Origin of the sequence: Rhizobacter sp. Root1221, from assembly GCF_001425785.1 — a bacterium.
Taxonomy (GTDB): domain Bacteria; phylum Pseudomonadota; class Gammaproteobacteria; order Burkholderiales; family Burkholderiaceae_C; genus Rhizobacter.
On record NZ_LMDI01000023.1, the window covers coordinates 1 to 26,923 of the forward strand.

Sequence of the window (26,923 nt, forward strand, 5' to 3'; positions counted from 1 at the left end):
GGCCTCCGGCGGTGGCATGCCGATCCATCCCCATTCAGGCGTTGCGACCGTCACGGTCCTCAACTTCAAAGTCCGGATGTACGGGTGCAACTCTCTTCCTGCCAGCCAGACCATGCCAACAAAGTGCTTGCGAAACAGGGGCGTCCATGTACGGGATGACTGAGGGGTGCGTGGCATCACTGAGGGGCGTGTGGGATGACCGAGGGGTGGACTGCCCGAGCGGTGGCAGCGCCAGAGGGCGAGCGAGCAAAGCGAGCAACGCCCCGAAACGCGAACGCCAGGAAAGCAAGCGCAGCGAGGCGCCAGATCAAGCTACCGCCGAGCCCGGGTCCCCCGGGCGACCGCGGGCTCCCCCATGGGGGGACCGACGCGAAGCGGCGTAGGGGGCATCATTCCAGGGCTATGATGTATCTCTATGGGTGCCCAATCGTCTCCGTCGCTGCGAAAACCTGAAGTTCCCGGTTCCGGCCGCCGGAACCCCACACCGCCTTTGCCTGCGGCCGCCACCGACGCGGCCGCAGCCTCGTTTGCCGCCCTCACCCACAAGCTCGACTACCTCGAGCCGGCCGACATCAAGCGCGTGCGCGATGCCTACCGCTTCGCCGACGAGGCCCACCTCGGCCAGTTCCGCGCCAGCGGCGAGCCCTACATCACCCACCCCATCGCGGTGGCCGGCCTTTGCGCCGACTGGAAGCTCGACGCCCAGGCCATCATGGCCGCGCTGATGCACGACGCGATGGAAGACTGCGGCGTCACGAAGGTGGAGCTGATCGAGCGCTTCGGTGCGCCCACGGCCGACCTGGTCGACGGCCTCACGAAACTCGACAAGCTGCAGTTCTCCACGAAGGAAGAATCCCAGGCCGAGTCGTTCCGCAAGATGCTGCTGGCCATGGCGCGCGACGTGCGCGTCATCCTGATCAAGCTCGCCGACCGGCTGCACAACATGCGCACGATGTCGTCGATGGCCGAGACCAAGCGGGTGCGCACCGCCCGCGAGACGCTCGAGATCTACGCGCCCATCGCCCACCGCCTGGGCCTGAACCAGACCTACCGCGAGTTGCAGGAGCTGTCGTTCCAGTACCTGCGCCGCTGGCGCCACGCCGCGCTCTCGAAGGCCGTGTTGCGCGCCCGCGGCTACCGGCGCGACATCGTCGACCGCATCCAGCGCGAGGTGGAAAAGGCCTTCCTCGACCAGGGGGCCAAGGCCCAGGTGTACGGCCGCGAGAAGACGCTCTTCTCGATCTACACGAAGATGCGCGAGAAGCACCTGAGCTTCGCCCAGGTGAACGACATCTTCGGGTTCCGCATCGTCGTGGCGTCGCTGCCCGAGTGTTACCTGGCGCTCGGGGTGCTGCACCAGCTGTACAAGCCGCTGCCGGGCCGCTTCAAGGACTACATCGCGATCCCGAAAGCCAACGGCTACCAGTCGTTGCACACCACGCTCGTAAGCCCGCTCGGCACCGCGGTGGAGTTCCAGATCCGCACCGAGGCCATGCACGCCGTGGCCGAGAAGGGCATCGCGGCCCACTGGATGTACAAGACCGGCGGCAGCCAGGTGCAGGACGCGCAGCGCCTGGGCGCCCTGTGGCTGCAGTCGCTCGTCGACATCCAGGATGAAACCCGCGACGCCAGCGAGTTCCTCGAACACGTCAAGATCGACCTGTTCCCGGACGCCGTCTACGTGTTCACGCCGAAGTCGAAGATCATGGCCCTGCCCCGCGGCGCCACGCCGGTCGACTTCGCCTACGCCATCCACTCCGACATCGGCGACCACTGCGTGGCGGCCAAGGTCAACGGCGACCCCGTGGCACTGCGCACCGAGTTGCGCAGCGGCGACGTGGTCGAGGTCATCACGGCACCGGGCGCCCGCCCGAACCCGGGCTGGCTGAACTTCGTCCGCACGGGCCGTGCCCGCTCGAAGATCCGGCACTACCTGAAGAACATGGAGCAGGAGGAGTCGGAACAGCTGGGCGAGAAGCTGCTGGCCCAGGCGCTGCGCGCGGAAGGCCTCACGCTGCCACCGCCCGACACCCCCGACAACCCGCCGGGCCTGTGGCAGCAACTCACCCGCTGGAGCGGCAACCGCACCCGTGGCGACCTGCTGATCGACGTGGGCCTCGGCCGCAAGATCGCCACCATCGTGGCCAAGCGCCTGGCACAGATGATGGGCGAACACGGGGTCAAGCCCGACGCCCTCACGCTGACCATGGGCCGCTATGCCGCCGCCGACGACGCCACGCCCACCCAGGGCCTGGTGGTGATCGACGGGGCCGAGGGCGCCTCGGTGCAGCTGGCCCCGTGCTGCCGCCCCATTCCGGGCGACAGCATCGTCGGTTACCTGGGCCGCGGCGAGGGCCTGATGGTGCACACGGCCGAATGCGGCGTGGGCAAGCGCCTGCTCGAACGCGACAGCGAACGCTGGATGACGGTGGACTGGGCGGAAGAGCCCACCCGCGCGTTCGAGACCGGCGTGACCATCCTGCTGCGCAATGGCAAGGGTGTGCTGGCCCAGGTGGCTGCCGCGGTCAGCGCGGCGGAAGCCGACATCACGCACATCGAGATGGGCAACGAACCCGCGTCGGAAACGGCCGAGCTGCAGTTGCTGGTCAGCGTGCGCGACCGCCTGCACCTCGCCGACGTGATGCGCACGCTGCGCCGCGCGAACGCGGTGCTGCGCGTGACCCGCGTGAAACCCTGACGCCGCCGCCCGCTCAGTCGGCGGTGGGCGCCGGGTAGCGCACGTCCAGCACCTCCACCCGCTCCACCCCGCCCGGGGTCAGCAACTGCACCTCGTCGCCCACGCGCGCCTTCAGCAGCGCGCGGGCAATGGGGGCGATCCAGCTGACCTCGCCCTGGCTGCTGTCGGACTCGTCGATGCCCTTGATGGTGATGGTCTTCTGCTCGCCGCGCTGGTTCTCGTAGGTCACCGTGGCACCGAAAAACACCTGGTCGCGGCCGTGGTGGAGCGACGGGTCGGTGACCTCGGCGATGTCGAGGCGCTTCGTGAGGAAGCGGATGCGGCGGTCGATCTCGCGCAGGCGCTTCTTGCCGTACAGGTAGTCGCCGTTCTCCGAACGATCGCCATTCTTGGCAGCCCACGACACCACTTCGACCACCTTGGGCCGCTCGACGTCGAGCAGCGAGATCAGTTCCTCGCGCAGGCGGCGATAGCCCCCCGGCGTGACGTAGTTCTTGCCGCCCGCGGGCAACTCGGGCAGCGCGAGGTCCCCATCGTCGTCGCTGTCGGCGCTGTCGGTTTCTTTCGTAAAGGCCTTGCTCATCCGCCCATCCTCGCACTTTTTCGGGGTTCGGACATGACCGGGGCGGCCGGCCGGGTCGGCCGCGCGGTGTGAGATAAACCACACCCCCCTCGCGGCTGGCGGCATCCCGCCCACCGCACCCTCAACTGCCCCGCCGCACGGTCGATAGCCTCTCAGGGGGCGGTCCCTTGTCCGCGCCCGGAATCCCCTTTGGACATTGACGGTGCGTTGCGGAAACGATGAAGACTGACAGCCTTGATGCGGCTTCGATCCCCCTGGGCACGATGCCCCGGGACGACGCGTTGCTGCCCATCGGCCGGCTGCACTGGGACGCCCGCACCGACCGGTTGTCGATGTGCGGCGACGCCCGCCAGATCCTGCGGGTGCAACCCGGAGCCGAGGGCGATCACGTCGCGCTGCTCACCCTCGTCCGGCGCGGCCACCTGGGCGGGCTGCGCACCGCCTGGCTCGAGGCGCTGGAGTCGCTGCAGCGCCGCGTGTGCCTCGACGTGCCCCTGGTGCGCGAGGGCGGTGCCCACCAGCACGTGCGGGTGTCTGCCACCATCGCCTACAGCCCCGGTGGCCGGCTGCACCACATCGACGCCGCCATCCAGGACGTGACCGAACGCCACCAGCTCGCCGACCGCCTGGCGCTGGCCGAGCGGCGCCTCGACGAGGCCCAGGAACTCGCACGCGTGGGCCATTGGGAATGGGACTTCTCGCGCCGCAAGGCCAAGTACTCCTCCCAGGCCCGCGTCATCCTGGACATGGCGCCCGACGCGAGCCCCGACCTCTACCAGTTCGCCGGGACGATTCCGGAAGACCAGCGCGCACCGATCGTCGAAGCATTCACCGCCGCCATCGCCCAGCAGCAGAGCCCCTTCCGCTACGCCTACCACCGCCACGGGGCCGACGGCCGACGGCGCGATTTCCACGGGGTCGTCAAGGCCCAGTACGTGCGCGGCGGCCAGGCTCGCCACCTGTTCGGCACCATCCAGGACGTCACGGAACTCAGCGCCTACCGCGAGCGCCTGCACACCCTGTCCTACTTCGATCCGCTCACGCAATTGCCGAACCGCGCGATGCTCGTGGACCGCATCCGGCTGGCCATGGACGACGCCACCCGCGACGGCAAGGTGCTCGGGGTGCTGATGCTCGACCTCGACCAGTTCAAGCACGTCAACGAGTCCCTCGGCCACGCGAGCGGCGACGACCTGATCCAGCAGGCGGCGCGCCGCCTCACCGGCGCACTGCGCGAGCATGACACCGTGGCCCGCATCGGCGGTGACGAGTTCGCCGTGCTGCTGCCATCCGTGCGCGCCCCCGACGACCTGGACCTGATCGCGGCCAAGTTGCTGCGCGCGTTCGAATCACCGTTCCGGCTGCTCAACCGCGACGTTTTCGTCACCACGAGCATCGGCGCTGCGCTGTTCCCGGCGGATGCCGACGCGGCCGAGCCGCTGCTGCAGCATGCCGACGCCGCCCTGTCCGACGCCAAGTCGAGCGGCCGCAACAACCTCAAGTTCTACTCGCCGCAGCTCACTGCCCAGGCGTCGGCCCGCCTCGCGCTGGAGACCGAGTTGCGCCATGCCGTGGAACACGGTGAACTGCTGCTGCACTACCAGCCCAAGTTCGACCTCACCACCCGGCGCCTCGTGGGCGCCGAGGCGCTGATGCGTTGGCAGCACCCCGAGCGCGGACTCGTGTCACCGCTCGACTTCATCCCGGTGGCGGAAGAGACCGGCCTCATCGTGCCGATGGGCACGTGGGCCCTCCACACCGCGTGCCGCGCGGCCGTGGGCTGGAACACGGATCCCGCCCGGCCCGTGAAAGTGGCTGTCAACCTGTCGGCGCGCCAGTTCGCCAACGGCCAGCTCGTGGAGACGGTGTGCGAGGCACTGGCCGCCTCCGGCTGCGAGCCGCAGTGGCTCGAACTCGAGATCACCGAAAGCCTGCTGATCGACAAACGCAGCACCGTGCGCGACGACCTGGAGACGCTCGCCGTGATGGGCATCACCATCGCACTCGACGACTTCGGCACGGGCTACTCGGCGCTCAGCTACCTGATCCACTTCCCCGTCCACACGCTGAAGATCGATCGCTCGTTCGTGAAAGACCTTCCGGGCAACCACAACAGCGCCGAGCTGGTCAAGGCCATCGTGTCGCTGGGGCGCAGCCTCGGCATGGGCCTCGTGGCCGAAGGGGTCGAGACCGAAGACCAGGCCCGCCTGCTCGCGAGCATGGGCTGCCACCTGGCGCAGGGGTTCTTGCTGGGGCGGCCGATGCCGCAGGCGGGCTTCGACGCCCTACTCTGACACGCGATACCCGAAGTGGTCGAAGTCGGCCGGATGCCGGCCACCGCCCAGGTCCTGGCACGCCAGGCCCACGAAGTTGCCCGTGAAGCCGAAACTGCGGGCGATGCCGTTGTCGAACCGCGTGGCGTGTTCGTCGGACAGCATCGACGTGGGGAGATCCCCGCCGATGCCGGTCCACGCGCCCTCGCCCACGGCAAACGCAAAGCGGAACACGGGGCCATGGAAACGGACACGCAATGCGACCCGCGCCGCATCGCCCACCGGCACCGGTGCGGCCGGTTCACCCGGCACCCCGTCGTTGTTGACCGACAGGCGTACCACCCGGCCAAGCGCTTCGTCGTGCGTGACGTGCAGGTACGCGTGGTTCTGCGTGTTGTAGTACGCCACGAGGCCGGCCATCTGCTGGAAGCTGTCGGGTGCGAACTCGACCACCGTGTCGGCCTCGCAGCGGAAGTGCTGCTGGCGCCGGGCCACGAGGCTCTGGTCGAACAGGGACATCAGCGACTCGCGCCCCCACAGCCGCAGGTGCCCCGGCCGGGCGGTGAGTGACACCCACGACGGATCGAACGGCACCCGCAGCGAATTCAGGTGGCCCGACAGCAGCGGGCTGTCGAAGGTGTCGCGTGCCGGTTCGCGTTCGACGGGTGCGGGCGGCAGGTCCGGTGCGGGCACCGACGTGGCGGGCGCGGGGCCGCCGTGCGCGAGGCGAGGCCACCCCGCATCGGTCCACGTGATGCGCTGCAACGCGGTTTCGCGGCCCAGCGGGCAATGCAGGTTCTCGTACACCGGGGGGGCGTGGGCGGGGGGCTGCTCAAGCCATTCGAGCGGGCGCCCGCACAGGTGCGCGAGGTACCACTCGCCGTTGCCGGCGTCCACGAGGCTGCCGTGGCCACTGCGCTGCAGGCCGGCCGGTGATTCGTGGTGTGCCGTCAGCAGCGGGTGGTGCGGGCTCACCTCGTACGGGCCGTCGAGGGTGCGCGAGCGGGCGATGGTGATGGCGTGTTCGTAGAACGTGCCCCCTTCGGCCGTCAGCAGCACGTACCAGCCGTCCTTCTTGTACAGGTGCGGCCCCTCCACCACCCCGAGGTCGGTGCCGAGGAAGATGCGCTTGACGGGGCCCTTCAGCCGCTGCGTGGTGCGGTCCCACTCCTGCAGCAGGATGCCGCAGAACGGGTTGTGCCCGGCGCGGTGGTCCCACTGCATGTTGAGGAACCAGCTGCGGCCGTCGTCGTCATGGAACAGCGACGGGTCGAAACCGCTGCTGTTCACGTACACCGGCTCCGACCACGGGCCGCCGGGGTGCGGTGCCGTGACGATGTAGTTGTGCGTGTCCTTGTACGCGCCGATCGTGCTGCGCACGTTCGTGTACACCATGTAGTACACACCGTCGGCATGGCTCAGGCACGGCGCCCAGATGCCACACGAGTCGGGGTTGCCGCGCAGGTCGAGCTGGCTCGTGCGCGTGCAGGCGTACGACAGGTGCTGCCAGTTCACCAGGTCGCGCGAATGGTGGATGCGCACGCCGGGCCACCACTCGAACGTGGACGTGGCCACGTAGAAGTCGCCCCCCACGCGCAGGATCGACGGATCGGCGTGGAAGCCCGGCAGCACCGGGTTCTGGATGGTCTGGACCATGGGTCAAATGAACCGGTTGAGCCAGTTCTCCAGGGCTTCCTGGCGGCCCGACACCGGGCGCGTGTCGACGTTGCGGTCCAGCGCGCGCTGCGCCAGCGCGTCGAGGCTCAGCTTGCCGCCGCGGATGTCGCGGCCCAGGTCGCCTTCCCAGCCGGCATAGCGCTCGGAGACGGCACGCGCCAGGCCGCCGTCCTGGATCATCTTCTCGGCGATCAGCAGCGAACGGGCCGACACGTCCATGCCCCCGATGTGGCCGTGGAACAGGTCTTCCGCGTCCAGCGACTGGCGGCGCACCTTGGCGTCGAAGTTCAGGCCACCGGTGGTGAAACCGCCACCGAGCAGCACGTGGTACAGCGCCAGCGCGGTGTCGGGGATGTTGTTCGGGAACTGGTCGGTGTCCCAGCCGCACTGCATGTCGCCGCGGTTCATGTCGAGCGAACCGAAGATGCCGAGGGCCACGGCCGTGGCGATCTCGTGTTCGAAGCTGTGGCCGGCGAGCGTGGCGTGGTTGGCCTCGATGTTGACCTTCACGTCGTTCTCGAGGCCGCGGGCCTTCAGGAACCCGTAGACGGTGGCCACGTCGAAGTCGTACTGGTGCTTGGTGGGCTCGCGCGGTTTCGGCTCGATCAGGATCGGGCCCTTCAGGCCGATCTTGTGCTTGTGCTCGACCGCCATCGACAGGAAGCGGCCCAGGTTGTCGAGCTCGAGCTTCACGTCGGTGTTGAGCAGGGTTTCGTACCCTTCACGGCCGCCCCAGATCACGTAGTTCTCGCCGCCCAGCGCCTTCGTGGCGTTCATCGCCTCGCGCACCTGCAGCGCGGCCAGCGCGAAGATCTCGGGATCCGGGTTCGTGGCGGCACCACTCATGAAACGGCGGTGGCTGAACACGTTCGCGGTGCCCCACAGCAGCTTCATGCCCGTGCGCTGCTGGTGTTCACCCAGCACGCCCACCATGCGCTGGAAGTTGTCCACGCTGTCCTTCGGCGTGGCGCCTTCGGGGGCCACGTCGCGGTCGTGGAAGCAGTAGTACGGCACGCCGAGCTTCGAGAAGAAGTCGAACGCCGCCTGGGCCTTCGCACGGGCCGCTTCCATCGGGTCGGCAATGCGGTGCCACGGGCGCTCGAAGGTGCCGTCGTAGCCGAACGGGTCGAAGCCGTTCCAGCAGAAGGTGTGCCAGTAGCAGGCCGCGAAACGCAGGTGTTCCTCCATGCGCTTGCCCAGCACGACACGGTCCTTGTCGTACCAGCGGAATGCCAGGGCCTCGGTGCTTTCGGGGCCGGCGTAGCGGATGGGATCGATCTCGGCGAAATAGGTCATCGGGGTACTCCGGGGTCAGCGGGGGGGAAAATGAGGGCGCAGCGTGCGGTACAGCTGGCCGAAGGTGTCGTAGCGGTCGGCCAGGCGCGCGGCGCGGGCCGCGTCGGGGGTGAACACCTGGCGCACCGGGGGCAAGCGGCACACGTCGGCTTCACTCGCGCCATCGGCCAGCCAGGCCAGGCGCGCGGCGCCGAGTGCACCGCCCGCCTCGCCCCCGTCGAGCGTGACGAGTTCGGTGCCGAACAGGTCGGCGTGCAGCTGCACCCAGAACGCACTGCGTGCGCCACCGCCCACCACGGCCAGCCGGCCCACCTCGGTGCCGGCGGCGCGCAGCGCCTCCACACCGTCGCGCATGCCGAAGGCCACGCCTTCGAGCACGCTGTAGGCGAGTGCACCGGCGTCGGTGTCGTGGGTGAGGCCGAACAGCACACCGCGTGCGTTGGCGTCGTTGTGCGGGGTGCGTTCGCCCGACAGGTACGGCAGGAACAGCGGTGCGGCCACATGGGTGGCCTCCGGCAGCGCCTCCATGCGGGCCAGCAGTTCGGCTTCGCCCCCCGCACCGGTGAGTTTCGTGACCCACGCGAGGCTCGACGCCGCCGAGAGCATCACCGACATCTGGTGCCAGCGGCCGGGCACCGCGTGGCAGAACGCGTGCACGGCCGACGACGGGTTCGGGCGGAAGCGGTCGTTGACCACGAACACCACGCCACTCGTGCCCAGCGAAACGAAGCCCTCGCCCGGGCGCACCGCGCCGATGCCCACGGCACTCGCGGCGTTGTCGCCACCCCCACCGGCAACCACCACGCCGCGGGACAGGCCCCACGCCGTGGCCACGTCGTCACGCACCTCGCCGCTGGGCGCGCTGCCCTCCACCAGCGACGGCATGTGCGACGTGTCGAGACCCGTCAGCTTGAGCAGCCCGTCGGACCATCGGCGGCCCGCCACGTCGAGCCACAGCGTGCCGGCAGCATCGGACATCTCGCCGACGAAGGTGCCGGACAGGCGGTAGCGCAGGTAATCCTTCGGCAGCAGCACCTTCGCCACGCGGGCGAACAGCGCCGGTTCGTGCTTGGCCACCCATGCGAGTTTCGGCGCCGTGAAGCCGGGCATCGCGAGGTTGCCGGCGATGCCGGGCAGCGACGGCATCGCCGCCATCATCTCGGCGCATTCAGTGGCCGAGCGGGTGTCGTTCCACAGGATCGCCGGCCGCAACACCGCGCCGGCCGCGTCGAGCAGCACCGCACCGTGCATCTGGCCCGACAGGCCGATGGCCCGCACGCGGCCCCACGCCTGCGGATGTTCCGCGCGCAGGCGCGCTGCGGCCGCCACGGTGGCACCCCACCAGGCCTCCGGATCCTGCTCACTCCAGCCCGGGTGCGGCCGCGAGATGTCGAGCTTCACGCCCGACCCTGCCACCACCGTGCCCTGGTCGTTCAACAAGACGAGTTTGACTTCGGATGTGCCGAGGTCGATGCCGAGGTACATGCGTGCCCCCTTTCGATTCAACGAATATAGATTAGTTCGACAGTCGAAGTAAATAGGGAATGCCCTGTTCCGGCCCTGCCCTCGATGCACCAGGACGACGAGGCCCTCCACACGCAGTGCCAGGCTATCGATGACCAAGCCGGAGACCCGTCCAGGGTGACGCGAGTGGCACGGGTGGTGCAGTGCCTGGGAAGGCAGACCCCGGGAGTCAGGGCCTGGAGAGACGTCCTGGCGTCATCGAGTGCTCGGCGTACACCGAGCGAGTCCCGCTCAGCCGAAGCGCCTGGGCAAAGGTCTGGGAAGCTGGTGTTGAGGTGTTTTCTTGGTTCCTTCTTTTTCACCAGAGTGGGCCCCGACGTCCGTGGGGGTGACGGGAGGGGTGACGGGCGAAAGCGCTCACTCGAAGGGGTAACGCACCCCCACCGCCGCCCGGATCTCATCCATGCAAGTCAGCACGGTCAACGAATCCGCCCAAGGCATCGTCTCGCTCTCCAACACGCCGCGGGCCATGCAACGCTGCGTCTCCTGCACCTGGTACTCGAACCCGTTGCGCAGGTAAGGCGAGTGCGACGTCACCGGCGCCTCGCCATGGCGCAGCAGGATGGCCTGCCCCGTGTCCCAGAACGGTTCGGTGATCAGGATCTCGCCGAGCTCACCCTGGATGCGGAAGCAGTTGTAGTACTTGTGGATCAAGCTCGCGTGGAAGCGCAGCTCGATGCCCTGCTCACCCACCGCCACGCGGGCGCGCAAGTCCTCGTCCACCCCGGGCTCGCCCACGGTGGCCGACGCTTCCAGCAACTTCAGCGGCCCCTTGAACAGGAACTGCGACATCGAGATGCAGTACACCCCCACGTCGAGCAGCGCGCCGCCGGCCAGGTCGGCGCGCCACAGGCGGTCGTCGAGGTCGCGCGGCTGCGCGTAGCCGAAGTAGGACTCGATGCCGGTGACCGCGCCGATGCTGCCGTCGCCGAGCCAGCGGCGCACGCGGCCATAGACGGGCAGGAACCGCGACCAGAACGCCTCCATCACGAACCGCTGGTTCGCCAACGCCGCGGCGAACACGGCGCGGGCCTGGGCCGCGTTGACGGTGATCGGCTTCTCGCACAACACGGGTTTGCCGGCGGAGAGTGCGTCGATGGCCACGGCCGCGTGCTGGGCATGGGGCGTGGCGATGTAGATGGCGTCGACGCCGTCGTCGCGGTACAGCGAGGCGTAGTCGCCGAACGTGCGTTCGGCGCCGTGGCGCTGCGCGAAATCCTGCGCGCGGGCGAGGTCCCGGCTGGCCACGGCCACGAGGCGGGCGCCCGGCACGGCGGCAAGGCTTTCGGCAAACCGGTTGGCGATGCGGCCGGGGCCGATCACGCCCCAGCGGACGGTGGTGTCTGACATGGCACGAACTCCAGGGAAAGGACTTCAGGCAAGGACCGGCACGGAGGGCACCGGCGAAACACTGGCGCGCGCAGTGGGCGCATGCGAGTACGGGCGCAGCAGCGAGTGCAGCGCAAAGGCCGCGCCCCCCACGGCGGTGGCCAGTTCGGCGTACTTCGCCACACGCACGTCGGGGCCGGGCAGGCCGGCCTGCTTGGCGAACTGCTCGAGCCGCTCGATCGCCGCCTGCAGGAACTGCTCACCGCCCAGGCCCACCGATTCGCCGCCCAGCACGATCACCTGCGGGTTGAAGGTGGTCCAGACGTTCTGCAGCAGCACGCCGAGCACGTCGCCCGCCGCACCGAACGCATCGCGGGCGCTGGCGGCGCGTTTGCCCGCGAGCGCCTTCAGCGCCGCGCGGTCGATGTGGCCGTCGGCGTCGAGGCAGCCCGCCTTTTCGGCCACGGCCTTGAGCCCCATGTAGGCCTCGGCACAACCGAGCCGACCGCACGAACACGGCCGCCCGTCGATGAACAACGTGGTGTGGCCGATTTCGCCCGCCGAGCCGGTGGCCCCGGTGAACAGCGAGTCGTTCAGGATGATGCCGGAGCCCACCCCCACGCCACAGCTCACGTAGACAAGCGGGTCCTCGACGGGACGGGCGCCGAACTCGGCCTCGCCCACGGCCGCCAGGTCGGCCTCGTTCTGGAAGTACACGGGCACGGCACCGAGCCCGGCCGCGGTAAGTTCGGCGCCCAGCCGCTTGCCCACCTCGACGCCGCGCCACCCGATGTTGGGTGCGAACTGCAGCACACCGGTCGTCGAGTCCACCGCACCCGGCAGCCCCACGCCGATGCCGAGCAGGCGCGAGCCCGCCGCCGTCACCTTCGCCGATTGCGCGGTGACCATCTGCACCAGCTGGTGGCAGGCCGCATCGGGGTCCTTCGACTTCAGCGCGGCCTGGTTCATCTCGAGCACCTCGCCGCGGATGGACACGGCCACGACACGGATGATGTCGGTGTCGAGTTCGCTGCCGATCAGCACGAGGTGGCGCCCGTCGATGCGCAGCGGCGTGGGCCGGCGGCCCAGCGCGCCCGTCACGAGCGCGCCGTCCTCGGCCAGCCACCCTTCGTCGATCAGTTCCTTGGCGATCAGGCTCACGGTGGATTTCGTGAGGCCGCTGCGGTTCGCCAGGTCGGCACGCGACAGGCCGGACTCGTCACGGAGCAAGCGCAGCAGCGCCATGCGGTTGAGGTTCTTGACGAAACGCTGGTCTCCCGTCATCGGGGCTGTCGGCATGGCTCACCTTCTTCGAAAGACCGGCGGCCGAAGAGATCGGCCGGGCTTCGAATCATTGCACAACACCGTGCCGGCACACCGGCACGCTCAACGCCGCGTGCGGCGCTTCAGCTGGGCGTTCGCATCAGCGAGCGCCTGGTCCACGGACTTGCCCCGTTCCAGCACGTCGTCGAGCGCGGCCGTCGTGATCTCGAGCGCCACGCCGTCGAAGCGGTCGGGTTTCATCGACGGGATCTTCGCCGCGGCATCGGACCACAGCAGGCGCGCCTGCTGGCCGCCGAGGTACGGGATGGGTTCGGACAGGAAGGCCTTGTCCTGCGCCTCGACGATGGCGGGGTAGGCGCCCATCTTCACGAACGACAGCGTCTGGATCTCCTTGTTCGTGGTCATGAACTTCACGAACTCCCAGGCTTCCTTCTTCTGCTTGCCCACTTTCGGGATCGCGTAGAAGGAACCGCCCCACGACGCGAACGCGCCTGCGGGCAAGGGGGCCGCGCGCCACTGGCCGGCGGCCTCGGGGTTGAGCCACGCGGTCAGGTGGCCGGTGAGCCAGGCCCCCATCATCTGGGACGCGAGCTTGTTGCTCCGGAAGGCCTCCCGCCATTCGTTGCTCCACGGCGCGATCTTGCCGTCGATGTCGGCCTTGCGTGCGGCCACGGCCAGCTCGAAGGCCTTCTTGAAGCGCGGCGTATCCAGCTGCGGCTTGCCGGCCTTGTCGAAGTACAAGCCCTCACCCGGCTTGATGGTGGTGCGGATGTAGATGTTCACGATGTCGGCGGCGCTCGTCAGCATGTACGCGCCGGTTTTTTCGCGCACGGTCTTGCTCGAGGTGATGAAGGATTCCCACGACTTGTTCAGGTCCGCCTCGGTCACGCCGGCCTTGTCGAGGATGTCCTTGCGGTAGAACAGCGTGCCGGGGCCCACGTCCGCGGGAATGGCCGCCACGGAGCCGGAAGCGTCCACGCCCTGCGGGAACGCGAACGCATGGAACAGCTTCTGCATCTGCTTCGCGTTGTAGGGCGCCGCGCCCAGGTCCTCGAGGCCTTTCGACTCGGCGAACTTGCCGATGTAGTTGATCTCGAGGCCCATCACGTCGGGCAGGTTCGCGCCGGTGGCCAGCGCGGTGGTCATCGCCGTATGGTGGTCCGCATACCCGAGGCTCACGAGCTTGATCTCGACTTCGGGGTGCAACTTCTTGTAGAGCGGAATCGCCAGCTTGATCGAGTCGTCGAAACTCGGGAACGAGGCCACGGTGAGCGTGGTGGTGGCCGCAGCCACGGTGCCTTGGGCAAAGGCAAGCGCCGCGGCGCCCAGCAGGACGGCACGGCGGGCAGGGAACAGGGGGTTGGCGTTCATGTCACTCGATCCAGGTTGGGAGAGACGGGCGGCGGGGAAACCTGCGGCAGTGTGGGCGCTCGAATTTAATTCGTGCATTAGGGAAACTAATTAAGGTGAACCCTGTTTCACTGGCTCACGCCCTGATCCACCAGCCCGCCACAATGGCCCCATGACGACCTCCACCCTCGACCCCCTGCCCCGCCTGATCCTCATCCCGAAGGCCGCGCCCCTGGCGGAGCCGGAGGCCGTGCCCCACGCGTTGCGGGCGGTGTCCGCCGCGCTGCGCGCGGCCAACGCGTCGCGCCCGCAGGTGCTGGGCCTGCAGGTGGTGAACACCTCCCGGCCCGACGGTGCGGTGCTCGTCAACCCGGGCGGCCTGACGGTGGAAGACGTGAAAGCCGCCGCGCCGGGCGTGAAGGTGTTCGAGGAACAGTGGTACGACCTGGAGCGTTTCGGGCTCCTGCTGCCGCGGCTGGCACGCTCCTCCGCCAAGGCCGGCGCCGGGGCCGAGCGCACGTGGACGGTGGTGGTGCGCGCGGCGCGGGCGCCGCTGAAGGACGTGCGCGTCACCGCGGTGGTCGACGCCCATGCCGGCATCGTCACGGAAGCCGTCACCGACCGCCATGGCCGGGCCGCGTTGAAACTCGGCGCGCTGGTGGCCCAGGTGCAGGCCCTGCACATCGACCCACTGCACGGCGCCTGGCCCGTGGTGCTGGCCGACGTGGCGGCCGGTGGCGTGTTCGAGGCCGAACTGCCTCCGCTGCAGCCCGTGCCCGACGCCCGCGGCCTCGTGCACGGCAAGCGCAAGGCCGGCGACGGCCGCGGGGTGGTGGTGGGGGTGGTCGACACCGGCGTGGGGCGCCACCTGGCGCTCGACGTGGCCGGGGGCCGCAACACCACCGGCGAATCGCCGCGCCGGCTGAGCGACTGGCATGGCCACGGCACCCACGTGGCCGGCGTGATCGCGTCACGCGCCAATGGCTGGCGGCGCGGCGAGGCGTCCGCCGCCACGTTGCGGGCCTACCGGGTGTTTGCCGAAGGGGCCGAGCAGTCGTCCTCGTTTGCCATCAGCAGCGCCATCAAGCAAGCCGCCGTGGATGGCTGCGACCTGGTCAACCTGAGCCTCGGCGGCGGGCCGGCCGACGGCGCCATCCGCGACGCCATCGACCAGGCCTGGCAACTCGGGTGCGTGTGCGTGGCTGCCGCCGGCAACGACGGCCGCGGCCAGGTGGACTACCCCGCGCGTTACACCCGCTCGCTGGCCGTCTCGGCCATCGGGCTCGACGGCAGCTGGCCCGACGGCGCGTCGCAGCGCCTGCACGCGGGGCGGCACCGGGGCATCGCGATCGGCGGCCACACCGTGTTCCTCGCCACGTTCTCGAACCGTGGCGCGAAGGTGGCGCTCACCGCGCCGGGCGTCGGCATCGTCTCGACGATCTTCAACAACCGCTGGGGGGTGATGGACGGCACGTCGATGGCGTGCCCGGTGGCCACCGGCGTGCTGGCCCGGCGCCTGGCGGCCACGCCCGCGGTGCGCCGGCTGCCGCGCGATGCCGCCCGTTCGGAGGCGATCCTGGCGCTGGCGCGAACGAATGCCCAGGACGTGGGCCTGCCCCGGGATATGCAGGGAGACGGTCTGGCGCGATAATGCGTCCATGGACCGCTACGTCTTCTACGCCCGGGAGTCGCTCGACGCCCAGACCATCCGCGCCGCGCGGGCCACGGCCAGCGCGCTCGGGGTCACGGTCGTGCAGAGCGGCGTGGGCACCATGCTGCTCGAAGCCGACCCCGACCTCGTGCGCAAGGTGGCACGCGCCCTGCCCCAGTGGCGCTACAGCGTCGAACGGCACGCCACCCGGATCCCCGAACGGCGTGCCGCGGAGCGGGTGCGGCGAGCCGCATCGGCCGCCGCCCGCTGACACATTCACCCCCTCGTCACTTCCGCGCTCACTTCCAGGTGTCGGTCAGGGTCTGCGACCCGCCGCTCGCCGCCGTGGTGGCCGTGCGGTTGCTGCCGCTCTCCCACGTGGTGTTGCCCGACCCGTCGCGCTTGATGTACTTGTACTGGATGCCCGTGGCCGACGGCAGCGGGAACGTCGCGGTCCACTGATTCTGCTGGCCGGCGTTGGTGCCCGGCACCACCGACATCGCCACCGCATTGGCCGGGGTCCACACCCCGAGCGCCGTCACGTCGCCCACCACGTAGAGGTTCTGGCCCATCACCGTGCTGGCGGTCACCTTGAACGTCACGCTCGCCGTGCCGGCGGCCGGCGTGGTGCCCGTGCCTGTGCCGGGGTCCGTGCTGCCCACCTTTGCACCCACGTGGATCGCAGCCGCCGAGTTCGCCGCCACGGCGATGTTGGCCGCGCCACCGGAGACCACCGTGATCACGTTGCCCGTGCAGGCGCCGTTGACCAGGTCGCCGCCGATCACGTCGCAATACTGGCCGGCCGGCAGGCCGGTGGCAAAGCTGCGAGACAGCGTGGCGCCTTCCTTGTTGATGACCACGAAGCCCTTGTCACCGCGGCCGAACGCGATCTGGTTGTTGCCGTTGTCCCACCAGTTGTCGACGGTCCAGTTGGCCGCCGTGGCGTTGCGGAAGCCCACCATGTTGGCGATCGGGCGGAAGCGGTGTTCGCACACCCAGCCGCCACGGTTCTGGTTGAAGCAGGCCGGCGCGCTCACGCCGCCATCCCACGGGCCCTTCGTGGAACCGTCGCTGTTGTACGGCGGGCCGTAGCTCGAATCGAACTGCGTGCCCGAGTTCACGAACGCGTAGCTCGACATCACCTGCGGGTAACCGTACGGCCACGCGAGCATGAAGACGTTCGCGAGGTCGTACGGCGCGCCCCAGTGGTAGGTCATGTAGCTGCCGCCACCGCCGTGGCCGCGCTGCTTGTCGTGGTTGTCGATGAACGCCACGCCCTTGCCGCTCGGTGACAGGCCCCAGCTTTCGCCGAAGGTCTTCAGGTCGGCCAGCTTGCCGCTGAACTTCTCGGAGATCTTCGTGCCGTACTTGAACTCGAGCACGTTGACGGCGCCGCCGCCGAGGCCGTAGTACTGGCTCGGCTGCACCGCCTCGCCGTCGGCCTGGATCACCTCCAGGTACCAGTACGGCTTGTTCGCCACGCGGCCGTTCACCGCATCGACGATGGCGCCCAGGTCGGCCGGGTCCATGTGCTTGGCTGCATCGACACGGAAGCCCTTCACGCCGATGTTGACGAGGTCGACGAGGTAGTCGGCGATCTTCCCACGCACGTAGCTGGTGCCGGTGTTCAGGTCCTGCAGGCCCGACAGCTCGCAGTTCCGCACGCGCCAGGCGTCGTTGTTGTAGTCGGCGCTGTTGATGCCACACACGGGCTGGTGGAAGTCGTTGGTGCCGTACGGCACACGCGGGTAGCCATGGTGGCTCCAGCCGTTGCCGGCGCTCGACGAACCGCCGTCGCCCCCGGACATGTGGTTGATCACCGCATCGACGTAGATGCCCACGCCCACGGCGTTGCAGCGGTTCACCATGTCGACGAACTCGGCACGGTTGCCGCTGCGGCTGCGGTCGAGGCTGTAGCTCACCGGCTGGTACCGCATCCACCACGGGAACGGCGCGCCGTCCCCGGTCGCGATCCAGTTGTGTTCGTTGGGTGGTGACACCTGCACCGCGGCGAAGCCCTTCGGGCCGAGGTGCGACTCGCATTCCTTCGCGACGTCGGTCCACTTCCATTCGAGCAGGTGGACGAACGCGGTGCGGGGGGTGGTGGTCTGCGCGTGGCCCACGCAGGCGGCGGCCAGTGCGGACAGCGCCGCGAGGCCCTGGAGGCCCTTCAGCAGGCGCGAGCGTTTCCGGGCGGGCGCGTGTGCGCCAGCCAACGTGTGGTCGGGTGTCATCGGTCGTCCTCGGTCGGGGCGCGTTCGGCGCCCTCTGTGGGTTTGATGGGTCACGCACACGTTTCGAACCGCAGCGCGAGCCGTGATTCTGAATCGGTAAAGAATTGACGCCAAGACCGGCCGCGTAGGGACTTTCCCTCGACGCACCCCCGCAATTGAAAGCGGGTGTCAGGCGGGCCAGTAGGCCCCGCCGTACCCGCGGTACGGGTTGCCGTACACCTCGCGCCCGGCGGCACGGTGTTCGGCCAGGAAGGCCTCGATGGCTTCGGGCGTGCCGCCCTTGAACATCTCCTTGACCGTGCCGTCGGGCATCCACGCGCGGTAGCGCACCGGCACGCCGGCATAGGCCGCCCCTTCGGGCAGGTCGGCCGGCACGCGGGTGGGGTCGAGGAAACGGCTTTCGCCGGACACGCTGTCGCGCTGGCGGCGCACGCGCTCGGCCGCATCGAGGATGCCGGCCATCACGTCCGTCAACGTGCGCTGCATGATGTGCGCCTTCCACGACGCCCGCAGGAACAGCAGCTCGTGCGGATCGACACCGGGGCACTGGCCCTGGTACGCCGCGGTCAGGCAATGGTCGCTCGCGGCCAGCAGGCGTTGTGTTTCGGTGGGTTCGCGGCCCAGCAGCGCCAGCACCTGGCCGAGCGACGAGCCCTGCAGGTAGTGCTCGGGCGCGGCGGTGTAGCCGGGGTCGCCGGGGTGGTGGTGGTCCACGCGCACGCGCGGTTCGCGGCCCACGATGCGGCACTCCACCCACACCGCCGGCACCGCGGGGCGCAGCACGGCCTGGCGCGCGATGCCGCCGCTGCCCACGCGCACCACCCCGTCGGCCGCGTACGCCGTCTGGGGCGTGCACCGGCGGCCGGCCGCCGCGGCGTGGAGGCACACGAGGCCCGCATCGGAGACGACCCGTTCGATCTCGCGCATCTCGGGGTCCTGGGCGCCCAGGACAAAGGTGGTGTCAGGATCGAGTGGTGTCATGCGTTCCCCTGCAAGCGCCGCCACAGCGTGGTGCGGCTGATGCCCAGCCGCTCGCACGCGAGCGCGCGGTCACCGCCACACGCGGCGAGCACGTCGCGCACGTGCCGCACGCCGGCCTCGCGGCTTTGGCCTGACAGGGTCACCACCGGCGCGTGCTCGAACCATTCGGGCACCAGCGACTGCAGGGCCTCGGGCCCGCCGTCCAGTTCGTTGCCATGCACCACGAGGCGCTCCACGATGTTCTCCAGTTCACGCACGTTCCCGGGCCACGCGTAGGCCGTGCCGCGCGCCAGCACCTCGCGCGCCACTGCGGCCACCGGCGTGGCCGGCAGGCCCACGCGCGTGGCGACCTTGTCGAGGAGATTGGCAAACAGCATCGGCAGGTCTTCCAGACGATCGCGCAACGCCGGCAGCGACAGGCCGAGGATGTTGAGGCGGTAGTACAGGTCGCTGCGGAACGCGCCGGCGGCCACCTGGGCCTTGAGGTCGCGGTGGGTGGCGGCGATCACGCGCACGTCGATGGGGATGGGTTCGGTGGCACCGATGCGCAGGATCTCACGCTCCTGCAGCACGCGCAGCAGCCGGGTCTGCAACGACACGGGCATCTCCCCCACCTCGTCGAGGAAGATGGTGCCGGTGTGGGCGGCCTCGAAAAGCCCGGCACGGCCGCCGCGGCGTGCGCCGGTGAACGCACCCTCCTCGTGGCCGAACAACTCCCCCTCCAGCAGGGTCTCGGGAAACGCCGCGCAGTTGACGGCCACGAACGGCTGGCGGCGCCGGCTGCTGGCGTTGTGGATGCCCTGCGCGAGCAGTTCCTTGCCGGTGCCGCTTTCGCCGGTGATCAACACGGTGGCCTGGCTGCGGGCGCAGTGTTCGGCCCGGGCCTTCGCCGACAGCACCGCCGGGCTGGTGCCGGTGAGGTGGGAGAGTTCGTAGCGGGCCGACGCCTCGCGTGGCGCCTGCCGCGCGCGCAGGTGGCGGTCCACGCGGTGGATGGACACGGCGTCCTGGCACGTCAGCACCGCGCCGGTGAGCCGCCCGTCCTCCACGATGGGCATGCGGCTCGCCACCAGCGTGCGGTTGCCGTGGCGGTGGATCTGCTCGGGTTCGTCGCGGGCGTCGCGCAGCGTGGTGCGCAGGCTCAGCTCCGGCGCCACGTCGCTCAGCGTGCGCCCCAGCAAGGCCTCGGCCGGCGCACCGAGGAACTTCGCCATGGCCGGGTTCACGTTGTCGATGCGTTCCTGCAGGTCCACGGCCACCACCCCATCCGTGAGTTGCCCGAGCACGGTGTTCAGGCGCTCGCGCTTGGCAAGCTCGATGCGGCCGATGCGGGCGATCTCGATGGCGTCGTCGATGGCCTCGCGCACCGCATCCTGCGAGTACAGGAACACGCCCACCATGCCAGCTTCGTCCGCGAGGTCAGCCACCAGGCCCGGCGCCACCACCGCCTCGATGCCGAGGGCCTTCAGCTCGCGCACCACGTCGCGGGCGTCTTCCTCGGTGGTGTAGGAGCGCTGCACGATGCCCAGGTCGAACAGGCGGTCGAACTGGTCCACTTCGTCGGCCACGCCACCATACGTGACGAGGGCGATGCGCGGCGAGATGTTGCGGGCACGGCCCAGGGCCCGCATCACGTCGAAACCGCCCACCTTGACCAGCACCACCGGCACGTCGAGGTGCTGGCGCAGGTAGGCCCCGTTCGAACCGGCCGCCACCACCACGTCGACCTGGCGTGCGCGCAGGTCGGCCACGGCCTCGTCGAAGCCCTTGTCGAGCACGCCGACGTCGGCCACGGCCCGGTACGCCGGCACCAGCGCCTGCAGCAGGCCCTTCAGCCGGTGGAAGCCCACGGCGACGATGCGCGTTTCACTCATGGTTCACATTGGAACACGTCCGTTCCAAGGATGAAACATCAAGGCCCTCAAAGCGCTTGCCCTGCCGGGTTATTTCCTTTGAAATCAAGACCTTGCAGCACAGCCGGTGATCCGGCACGCGGCTTGCGCCCGAAGGATCAATTCCCTGGAGACCGCCATGACCACTTCCCCGATGCCCGCGAGCGCCGGCGCCCGCTTCCGCCAGGCCCTGAAAGACGAGTCGCCGCTGCAGGTGATCGGCACCATCAACGCGAACCACGCGCTGCTGGCCAAGCGGGCCGGGTACCGCGCCATCTACCTGTCGGGCGGGGGCGTGGCCGCCGGGTCGCTGGGCCTGCCCGACCTCGGCATCAACACGCTCGACGACGTGCTGACCGACGTGCGCCGCATCACCGACGTGTGCGACCTGCCGCTGATGGTGGACATCGACACCGGCTTCGGGCCCAGTGCATTCAACATCGCCCGCACCATCAAGAGCCTGATCAAGTTCGGCGCCGCCGCCTGCCACATCGAAGACCAGGTGGGCGCCAAGCGCTGCGGCCACCGCCCAGGCAAGGAGATCGTCACCACCGACGAGATGGTGGACCGCGTGAAGGCCGCCGCCGACGCCCGCTTCGACCCCGGATTCTTCCTCATCGCCCGCACCGACGCCATCCAGGTGCACGGCGTAGACGCCGCCATCGAACGCGCCGTGCGGTGCGTGGAAGCGGGGGCCGACGCCATCTTCGCCGAGGCGGCCTACGACCTGCCCACCTACCGCCGCTTCGTCGATGCCGTGAAGGTGCCGGTGCTCGCGAACATCACCGAGTTCGGCAAGACGCCGCTCTTCACGGTGGACGAGCTGCGCTCGGCCGGCTGCGGCATCGTGCTGTACCCGCTGAGCGCCTTCCGCGCCATGAACAAGGCCGCCGAGGCCGTGTACACCGCGATCCGCCGGGACGGCCACCAGAAGAACGTGGTGGACCTGATGCAGACGCGCGAGGAACTCTACGACCGCATCGGCTACCACGAGTTCGAGGCCCACCTCGACCAGCTTTTTGCCAGCCGCAAGGCCACCTGAGCCGCTGATTCCATTTCCCGAGGAGACGCCATGTCCGCCAACAACACCCCAGCCACCGGCTTTCGCCCCAAGAAGTCCGTCGCCCTGTCGGGCACCACCGCCGGCAACACCGCGCTGTGCACCGTGGGCCGCACCGGCAACGACCTGCACTACCGCGGCTACGACATCCTCGACCTGGCCACCGCCTGCGAATTCGAGGAAGTGGCCCACCTGCTGGTGCACGGCAAGCTGCCCAACGCGGCCGAGCTGCGCGCCTACAAGACGAAGCTGAAGGCCCTGCGCGGCCTGCCCGCCGCCCTGCGGGCCGTGCTGGAGCAGTTGCCGGCCTCCAGCCACCCGATGGACGTGATGCGCACCGCCGTGTCCACCCTCGGCTGCGTGTTGCCCGAGAAGGAAGACCACAACCACCCGGGCGCCCGCGACATCGCCGACCGCCTGATGGCGAGCCTCGGCTCCGCGCTGCTGTACTGGTACCACTTCGCGTTCAACGGCAAGCGCATCGACGTCGAGACCGACGACGACTCCATCGGCGGCCACTTCCTGAACCTGCTGCACGGCCAGGCGCCCAGCGCGGCCTGGGTGCAGGCCATGAACATCTCGCTGAACCTCTACGCCGAACACGAGTTCAACGCGTCCACGTTCGCGTGCCGCGTGGTTGCCGGCACCGGCAGCGATTTCTACTCGGCCATTGCCGGCGGCATCGGCGCGCTGCGGGGCCCCAAGCACGGCGGCGCCAATGAAGTGGCCCTCGAGATCCAGAGCCGCTACGACAACCCGGACGAGGCCGAGGCCGACATCCGCGCCCGCGTGGAACGCAAGGAAGTGGTGATCGGCTTCGGCCACCCGGTGTACACCGTGAGCGACCCGCGCAACAAGGTCATCAAGGAAGTGGCCCGCGACCTGTCGAAGGCCGCCGGCAGCACGAAGCTGTTCGACATCGCCGAACGCCTCGAATCGGTGATGGCCGATGCGAAGAAGATGTTCCCGAACCTCGACTGGTTCAGTGCCGTCAGCTATAACTTGATGGGGGTTCCCACCGCGATGTTCACGCCGCTGTTCGTCATCTCGCGCATGAGCGGCTGGAGCGCCCACGTCATCGAGCAGCGCATCGACGGCAAGATCATCCGCCCGAGCGCGAACTACGTCGGCCCGGAAGACCAGGCCTTCGTGCCACTCACGGACCGCAAGTAACACCGCCATGAACTCCGCCCACCGCAAACCCCTGCCCGGCACGTCGCTGGACTACTTCGACGCGCAAGCCGCCGTCGACGCGATCCAGCCCGGCGCCTACGCCCGCCTGCCCTACACGTCGCGGGTGCTGGCCGAAAACCTGGTGCGCCGCTGCGACCCGGCCACGCTGGCCGATTCGCTCAAGCAGCTGATCGAACGCAAGCGCGACCTCGATTTCCCGTGGTTCCCGGCCCGCGTGGTATGCCACGACATCCTGGGGCAGACCGCCCTCGTCGACCTGGCCGGCCTGCGCGACGCCATCACGGCCCAGGGCGGGGACGCCGCCCTGGTCAACCCGGTGGTGCCCACGCAGCTGGTGGTGGACCACTCGCTGGCCGTGGAATGCGGTGGCTTCGACCCCGACGCTTTCGACAAGAACCGCGCCATCGAGGACCGCCGCAACGAGGACCGCTTCGACTTCATCAACTGGACCAAGAAAGCGTTCAAGAACGTCGACGTGATCCCGCCGGGCAACGGCATCCTCCACCAGATCAACCTCGAGCGCATGTCGCCCGTGGTGCAGGTGACGGACGGCGTGGCCTACCCCGACACGCTGGTGGGCACCGACAGCCACACCCCCATGGTGGACGCGCTGGGTGTGATCGCCATCGGCGTGGGCGGGCTGGAAGCCGAGACGGTGATGCTGGGCCGAGCCTCGTGGATGCGCCTGCCCGACATCGTCGGCGTGGAACTCACCGGCCAGCGCCGCGAGGGCATCACCGCCACCGACATCGTGCTGGCCCTCACCGAGTTCCTGCGCAACCAGAAGGTGGTGTCCGCCTACCTCGAGTTCCACGGTGAAGGCGCGTCGAACCTGACGCTGGGCGACCGCGCCACCATCTCCAACATGGCGCCCGAGTTCGGCGCCACCGCCGCGATGTTCGCCATCGACGAGCAGACCATCAAGTACCTGTTGCTCACCGGCCGCGAGGACGCCCAGGTGGCGCTCGTCGAGACCTACGCGAAGCACACCGGCCTGTGGGCCGGGAGCCTCGCGACCGCCGACTACGAACGCGTGCTCACGTTCGACCTGTCCACCGTGGTGCGCAACATGGCCGGACCCAGCAACCCGCACAAGCGCCTGCCCACGTCCGACCTGGCCGCCCGCGGCATTGCCGGCAAGTGGGACGACGTGCCCGGGCAGATGCCCGACGGCGCGGTGATCATCGCCGCCATCACGAGTTGCACGAACACCAACAATCCGCGCAACATGATTGCCGCGGGCCTGCTGGCGCGCAACGCCAATCGGCTGGGCCTCACCCGCAAGCCGTGGGTGAAGAGCTCCCTCGCACCCGGCTCCAAGACGGTCACGCTGTACCTGCAGGAGGCCGGGCTGATGACCGAGCTGGAGCAGCTCGGGTTCGGCGTGGTGGCCTATGCCTGCACGTCGTGCAACGGCATGTCGGGTGCGCTCGACCCGGCCATCCAGAAGGAGATCATCGACCGCGACCTGTACGCCACTGCCGTGCTGTCAGGCAACCGCAACTTCGACGGCCGCATCCACCCGTACGCGAACCAGGCCTTCCTGGCCTCGCCGCCGCTGGTGGTGGCCTACGCCATCGCCGGCACCATCCGCTTCGACATCGAGAAGGATGTGCTGGGCACCGGCCCCGGCGGCCAGCCCATCCGGCTGCAGGACCTCTGGCCGTCAGACGCCGAGGTGGATGCCATCGTGGCGTCCAGCGTGAAGCCCGAGCAGTACCGCCGGGTCTACATCCCGATGTTTGCCCAGCAGGCCGACGACGGCCAGAAGGTGAGCCCGTTGTACGACTGGCGCCCGCAGAGCACCTACATCCGCCGCCCGCCCTACTGGGAAGGCGCCCTCGCCGGCGAACGCACGCTGCGCGGCATGCGGCCGCTGGCCGTGCTGGGTGACAACATCACCACCGACCACCTGTCGCCGTCCAACGCCATCATGCTCGACAGCGCCGCCGGCGAATACCTCGCCAGGATGGGGCTGCCGGAGGAGGACTTCAATTCCTACGCCACCCACCGTGGCGACCACCTCACCGCCCAACGCGCCACCTTCGCCAACCCCACGCTGAAGAACGAGATGGTGGTGGAAAACGGCAAGGTGAAGGCCGGCTCACTGGCCCGCATCGAACCCGAAGGCCGCGTCACCCGCATGTGGGAGGCCATCGAGACCTACATGGCCCGCAAGCAGCCGCTGATCGTGATCGCCGGTGCCGACTACGGCCAGGGGTCGTCGCGCGACTGGGCCGCCAAGGGCGTGCGCCTGGCCGGCGTGGAGGCCATCGTGGCCGAGGGGTTCGAGCGCATCCACCGCACCAACCTCGTGGGCATGGGCGTGCTGCCGCTCGAATTCAAGCCGGGGGTGAACCGCCTGACACTCGGCCTCGACGGCACCGAGACCTTCGACGTCCTGGGCGAGCGCACGCCGCGTGCCTCGCTGACGCTGGTCATCCACCGCCAGACCGGCGAGCGCCTCGACGTGCCCGTGACCTGCCGCCTGGACACCGCCGAGGAGGTGTCGATCTACGAGGCCGGCGGCGTGCTGCAACGGTTCGCGCAGGACTTCCTCCAATCGGCCCAGGCCGCCTGAGCACTTCCACCCCATGGCCCACCTTCCCCAGATCCGCATCCCCGCCACCTACATCCGCGGCGGCACCAGCAAGGGCGTGTTCTTTCGCCTGCAGGACCTGCCCGCCGCGGCGCAGGTGCCCGGCCCGGCCCGCGACGCGCTGCTGCTGCGCGTGATCGGCAGCCCCGATCCGTACGGCAAGCAGATCGACGGCATGGGCGCGGCCACGTCCAGCACCAGCAAGGCGGTGATCCTGTCGCGCAGTTCGAAGCCGGGCCACGACGTCGACTACCTGTTCGGCCAGGTGTCGATCGACTCGCCGTTCATCGACTGGAGTGGCAACTGCGGCAACCTGTCGGCGGCGGTGGGTTCGTTCGCCATCAGTGCGGGGTTCGTCGACGCGGCCCGCGTGCCGACGCACGGCGTGGCCACGGTGCGCATCTGGCAGGCCAACATCGGCAAGACCATCATCGCCCACGTGCCCATCACGGCCGGCGAGGTGCAGGAGACCGGCGACTTCGAACTCGACGGTGTCACGTTCCCGGCGGCCGAGGTGCAACTCGAGTTCCTCGACCCGGCGGCCGACGAGGAAGGCGGTGGCGGCGCGATGTTTCCGACGGGCCACCTGGTGGACGACCTCGAGGTGCCGGGCGTGGGCACGCTGAAGGCCACGCTGATCAACGCCGGCATCCCCACCATCTTCGTGAACGCCGACGCCATCGGCTACAGCGGCACGGAGCTGCAGGACGCCATCAACGGGGACCCGCAGGCGCTGGCGAAGTTCGAGGCCATCCGCGCGCATGGGGCCGTGCGCATGGGCTTGATCGCACACATCGATGAAGCCGCCAAGCGGCAGCACACGCCGAAGGTCGCCTTCGTGGCGAAGCCCGCGGCCTACGTCGCGTCCAGCGGCAAACACGTCGCTGCCGGCGACGTGGACCTGCTGGTGCGGGCCCTGTCGATGGGCAAGCTGCACCACGCGATGATGGGCACGGCCGCCGTGGCCATCGGCACCGCGGCCGCCATCCCGGGCACGCTCGTCAACCTGGCCGCCGGTGGTGGCGCCCGCACCGCGGTGCGCTTCGGCCACCCGTCGGGCACCTTGCGCGTGGGCGCCGAGGCCACACTGGCCGATGGCGAGTGGACCGTCACGAAGGCGATCATGAGCCGCAGTGCGCGGGTGCTGATGGAGGGCTGGGTGCGGGTGCCGCATCCGTGAAAACTAGGCGCGACCCAGCGAGTCGATGGGAACCAGGCGACCGCACAGGTTCCCGTGCTGATCTGTCACGACATAGCCGCGTGCGGAGGCGTCCTCGAGGGCGCCCATGACCTTTGGA

At 69.3% G+C, this 26,923-nt stretch carries 18 protein-coding genes; 8 read left to right on the forward strand and 10 right to left on the reverse strand.

The window, feature by feature from the left end; genetic code table 11:
- Positions 1 to 415: 415 nt before the first annotated feature.
- Positions 416 to 2,698 (forward strand): bifunctional (p)ppGpp synthetase/guanosine-3',5'-bis(diphosphate) 3'-pyrophosphohydrolase, encoded by a 2,283-nt coding sequence (locus tag ASC87_RS16475; RefSeq protein ID WP_056664201.1) that lies wholly within the window; start codon positions 416 to 418, stop codon positions 2,696 to 2,698.
- 13 nt (positions 2,699 to 2,711) lie between these two features.
- Here ASC87_RS16475 and greB read toward each other — a convergent pair whose 3' ends face one another.
- On the reverse strand, positions 2,712 to 3,281 hold the full coding sequence (greB, locus tag ASC87_RS16480; RefSeq protein WP_056664206.1) for a transcription elongation factor GreB: 570 nt from the start codon (positions 3,279 to 3,281) through the stop codon (positions 2,712 to 2,714).
- 218 nt (positions 3,282 to 3,499) lie between these two features.
- Between greB and ASC87_RS16485 the strand changes: the two genes are divergently transcribed.
- Positions 3,500 to 5,575, forward strand: coding sequence for a bifunctional diguanylate cyclase/phosphodiesterase (locus ASC87_RS16485; RefSeq protein ID WP_056664208.1), 2,076 nt, complete (start codon positions 3,500 to 3,502; stop codon positions 5,573 to 5,575).
- On the opposite strand, the gene ASC87_RS16490 is transcribed toward ASC87_RS16485, so the two are convergent.
- The 6 genes from ASC87_RS16490 to ASC87_RS16515 all read right to left on the reverse strand — a co-directional run bounded on the left by ASC87_RS16490 (position 5,567) and on the right by ASC87_RS16515 (position 14,035).
- The gene (locus ASC87_RS16490; RefSeq protein ID WP_056664211.1) at positions 5,567 to 7,210 is read right to left on the reverse strand and encodes a glycoside hydrolase family 43 protein; all 1,644 of its coding nucleotides are present in this window, start codon (positions 7,208 to 7,210) and stop codon (positions 5,567 to 5,569) included. The two genes, ASC87_RS16485 and ASC87_RS16490, sit on opposite strands and share 9 nt — an antisense overlap.
- A 3-nt stretch (positions 7,211 to 7,213) precedes the next feature.
- Positions 7,214 to 8,527, reverse strand: coding sequence for a xylose isomerase (gene xylA, locus ASC87_RS16495; protein ID WP_056664214.1), 1,314 nt, complete (start codon positions 8,525 to 8,527; stop codon positions 7,214 to 7,216).
- 15 nt (positions 8,528 to 8,542) lie between these two features.
- The gene (xylB, locus tag ASC87_RS16500; protein WP_056664216.1) at positions 8,543 to 10,012 is read right to left on the reverse strand and encodes a xylulokinase; all 1,470 of its coding nucleotides are present in this window, start codon (positions 10,010 to 10,012) and stop codon (positions 8,543 to 8,545) included.
- A 396-nt stretch (positions 10,013 to 10,408) separates the two neighbouring features.
- A complete protein-coding gene (locus tag ASC87_RS16505) occupies positions 10,409 to 11,401 on the reverse strand; it encodes a Gfo/Idh/MocA family protein (RefSeq protein ID WP_056664219.1) in 993 nt (330 codons plus the stop codon).
- Between the two features lie 24 nt (positions 11,402 to 11,425).
- The gene (locus ASC87_RS16510; protein WP_235582192.1) at positions 11,426 to 12,679 is read right to left on the reverse strand and encodes an ROK family transcriptional regulator; all 1,254 of its coding nucleotides are present in this window, start codon (positions 12,677 to 12,679) and stop codon (positions 11,426 to 11,428) included.
- An 87-nt stretch (positions 12,680 to 12,766) separates the two neighbouring features.
- Positions 12,767 to 14,035, reverse strand: a complete 1,269-nt coding sequence (locus ASC87_RS16515; RefSeq protein WP_056664225.1) for an extracellular solute-binding protein — start codon at positions 14,033 to 14,035, stop codon at positions 12,767 to 12,769.
- Positions 14,036 to 14,186: 151 nt separating this feature from the next.
- Here ASC87_RS16515 and ASC87_RS16520 point away from each other — a divergent pair, with 151 nt between their 5' ends.
- Positions 14,187 to 15,665, forward strand: coding sequence for a S8 family serine peptidase (locus ASC87_RS16520; protein ID WP_056664227.1), 1,479 nt, complete (start codon positions 14,187 to 14,189; stop codon positions 15,663 to 15,665).
- A gap of 7 nt (positions 15,666 to 15,672) precedes the next feature.
- The gene (locus ASC87_RS16525; RefSeq protein WP_056664230.1) at positions 15,673 to 15,936 is read left to right on the forward strand and encodes a hypothetical protein; all 264 of its coding nucleotides are present in this window, start codon (positions 15,673 to 15,675) and stop codon (positions 15,934 to 15,936) included.
- 28 nt (positions 15,937 to 15,964) lie between these two features.
- On the opposite strand, the gene ASC87_RS16530 is transcribed toward ASC87_RS16525, so the two are convergent.
- The 3 genes from ASC87_RS16530 to prpR all read right to left on the reverse strand — a co-directional run bounded on the left by ASC87_RS16530 (position 15,965) and on the right by prpR (position 20,754).
- Positions 15,965 to 17,899, reverse strand: coding sequence for a carbohydrate-binding module family 20 domain-containing protein (locus ASC87_RS16530; RefSeq protein ID WP_056664233.1), 1,935 nt, complete (start codon positions 17,897 to 17,899; stop codon positions 15,965 to 15,967).
- A 168-nt stretch (positions 17,900 to 18,067) separates the two neighbouring features.
- Positions 18,068 to 18,880 carry a hypothetical protein gene (locus ASC87_RS16535; RefSeq protein WP_056664236.1) on the reverse strand — a complete coding sequence of 271 codons (813 nt, stop codon included), beginning with the start codon at positions 18,878 to 18,880 and terminating at the stop codon, positions 18,068 to 18,070.
- Positions 18,877 to 20,754 carry a propionate catabolism operon regulatory protein PrpR gene (gene prpR / locus ASC87_RS16540; protein WP_056664237.1) on the reverse strand — a complete coding sequence of 626 codons (1,878 nt, stop codon included), beginning with the start codon at positions 20,752 to 20,754 and terminating at the stop codon, positions 18,877 to 18,879. The genes ASC87_RS16535 and prpR overlap by 4 nt, the downstream gene beginning before the upstream one ends.
- Before the next feature lie 157 nt (positions 20,755 to 20,911).
- Between prpR and prpB the strand changes: the two genes are divergently transcribed.
- The 4 genes from prpB to prpF are packed head-to-tail and all read left to right on the forward strand — an operon-like array spanning position 20,912 to position 26,805.
- Positions 20,912 to 21,814: a methylisocitrate lyase gene (gene prpB, locus ASC87_RS16545; RefSeq protein ID WP_200954377.1), complete on the forward strand. Its 903-nt coding sequence runs from the start codon at positions 20,912 to 20,914 to the stop codon at positions 21,812 to 21,814.
- Positions 21,815 to 21,844: 30 nt separating this feature from the next.
- Positions 21,845 to 23,005 (forward strand): 2-methylcitrate synthase, encoded by a 1,161-nt coding sequence (prpC, locus tag ASC87_RS16550; protein ID WP_056664243.1) that lies wholly within the window; start codon positions 21,845 to 21,847, stop codon positions 23,003 to 23,005.
- Positions 23,006 to 23,012: 7 nt separating this feature from the next.
- Entirely contained in the window at positions 23,013 to 25,607 is a 2,595-nt protein-coding gene (gene acnD / locus ASC87_RS16555; RefSeq protein WP_056664246.1) for a Fe/S-dependent 2-methylisocitrate dehydratase AcnD, read from the forward strand.
- Between the two features lie 13 nt (positions 25,608 to 25,620).
- Complete coding sequence (gene prpF, locus ASC87_RS16560; RefSeq protein WP_056664249.1) at positions 25,621 to 26,805, forward strand: 2-methylaconitate cis-trans isomerase PrpF; 1,185 nt, start codon at positions 25,621 to 25,623, stop codon at positions 26,803 to 26,805.
- Positions 26,806 to 26,923 lie beyond the last annotated feature (118 nt).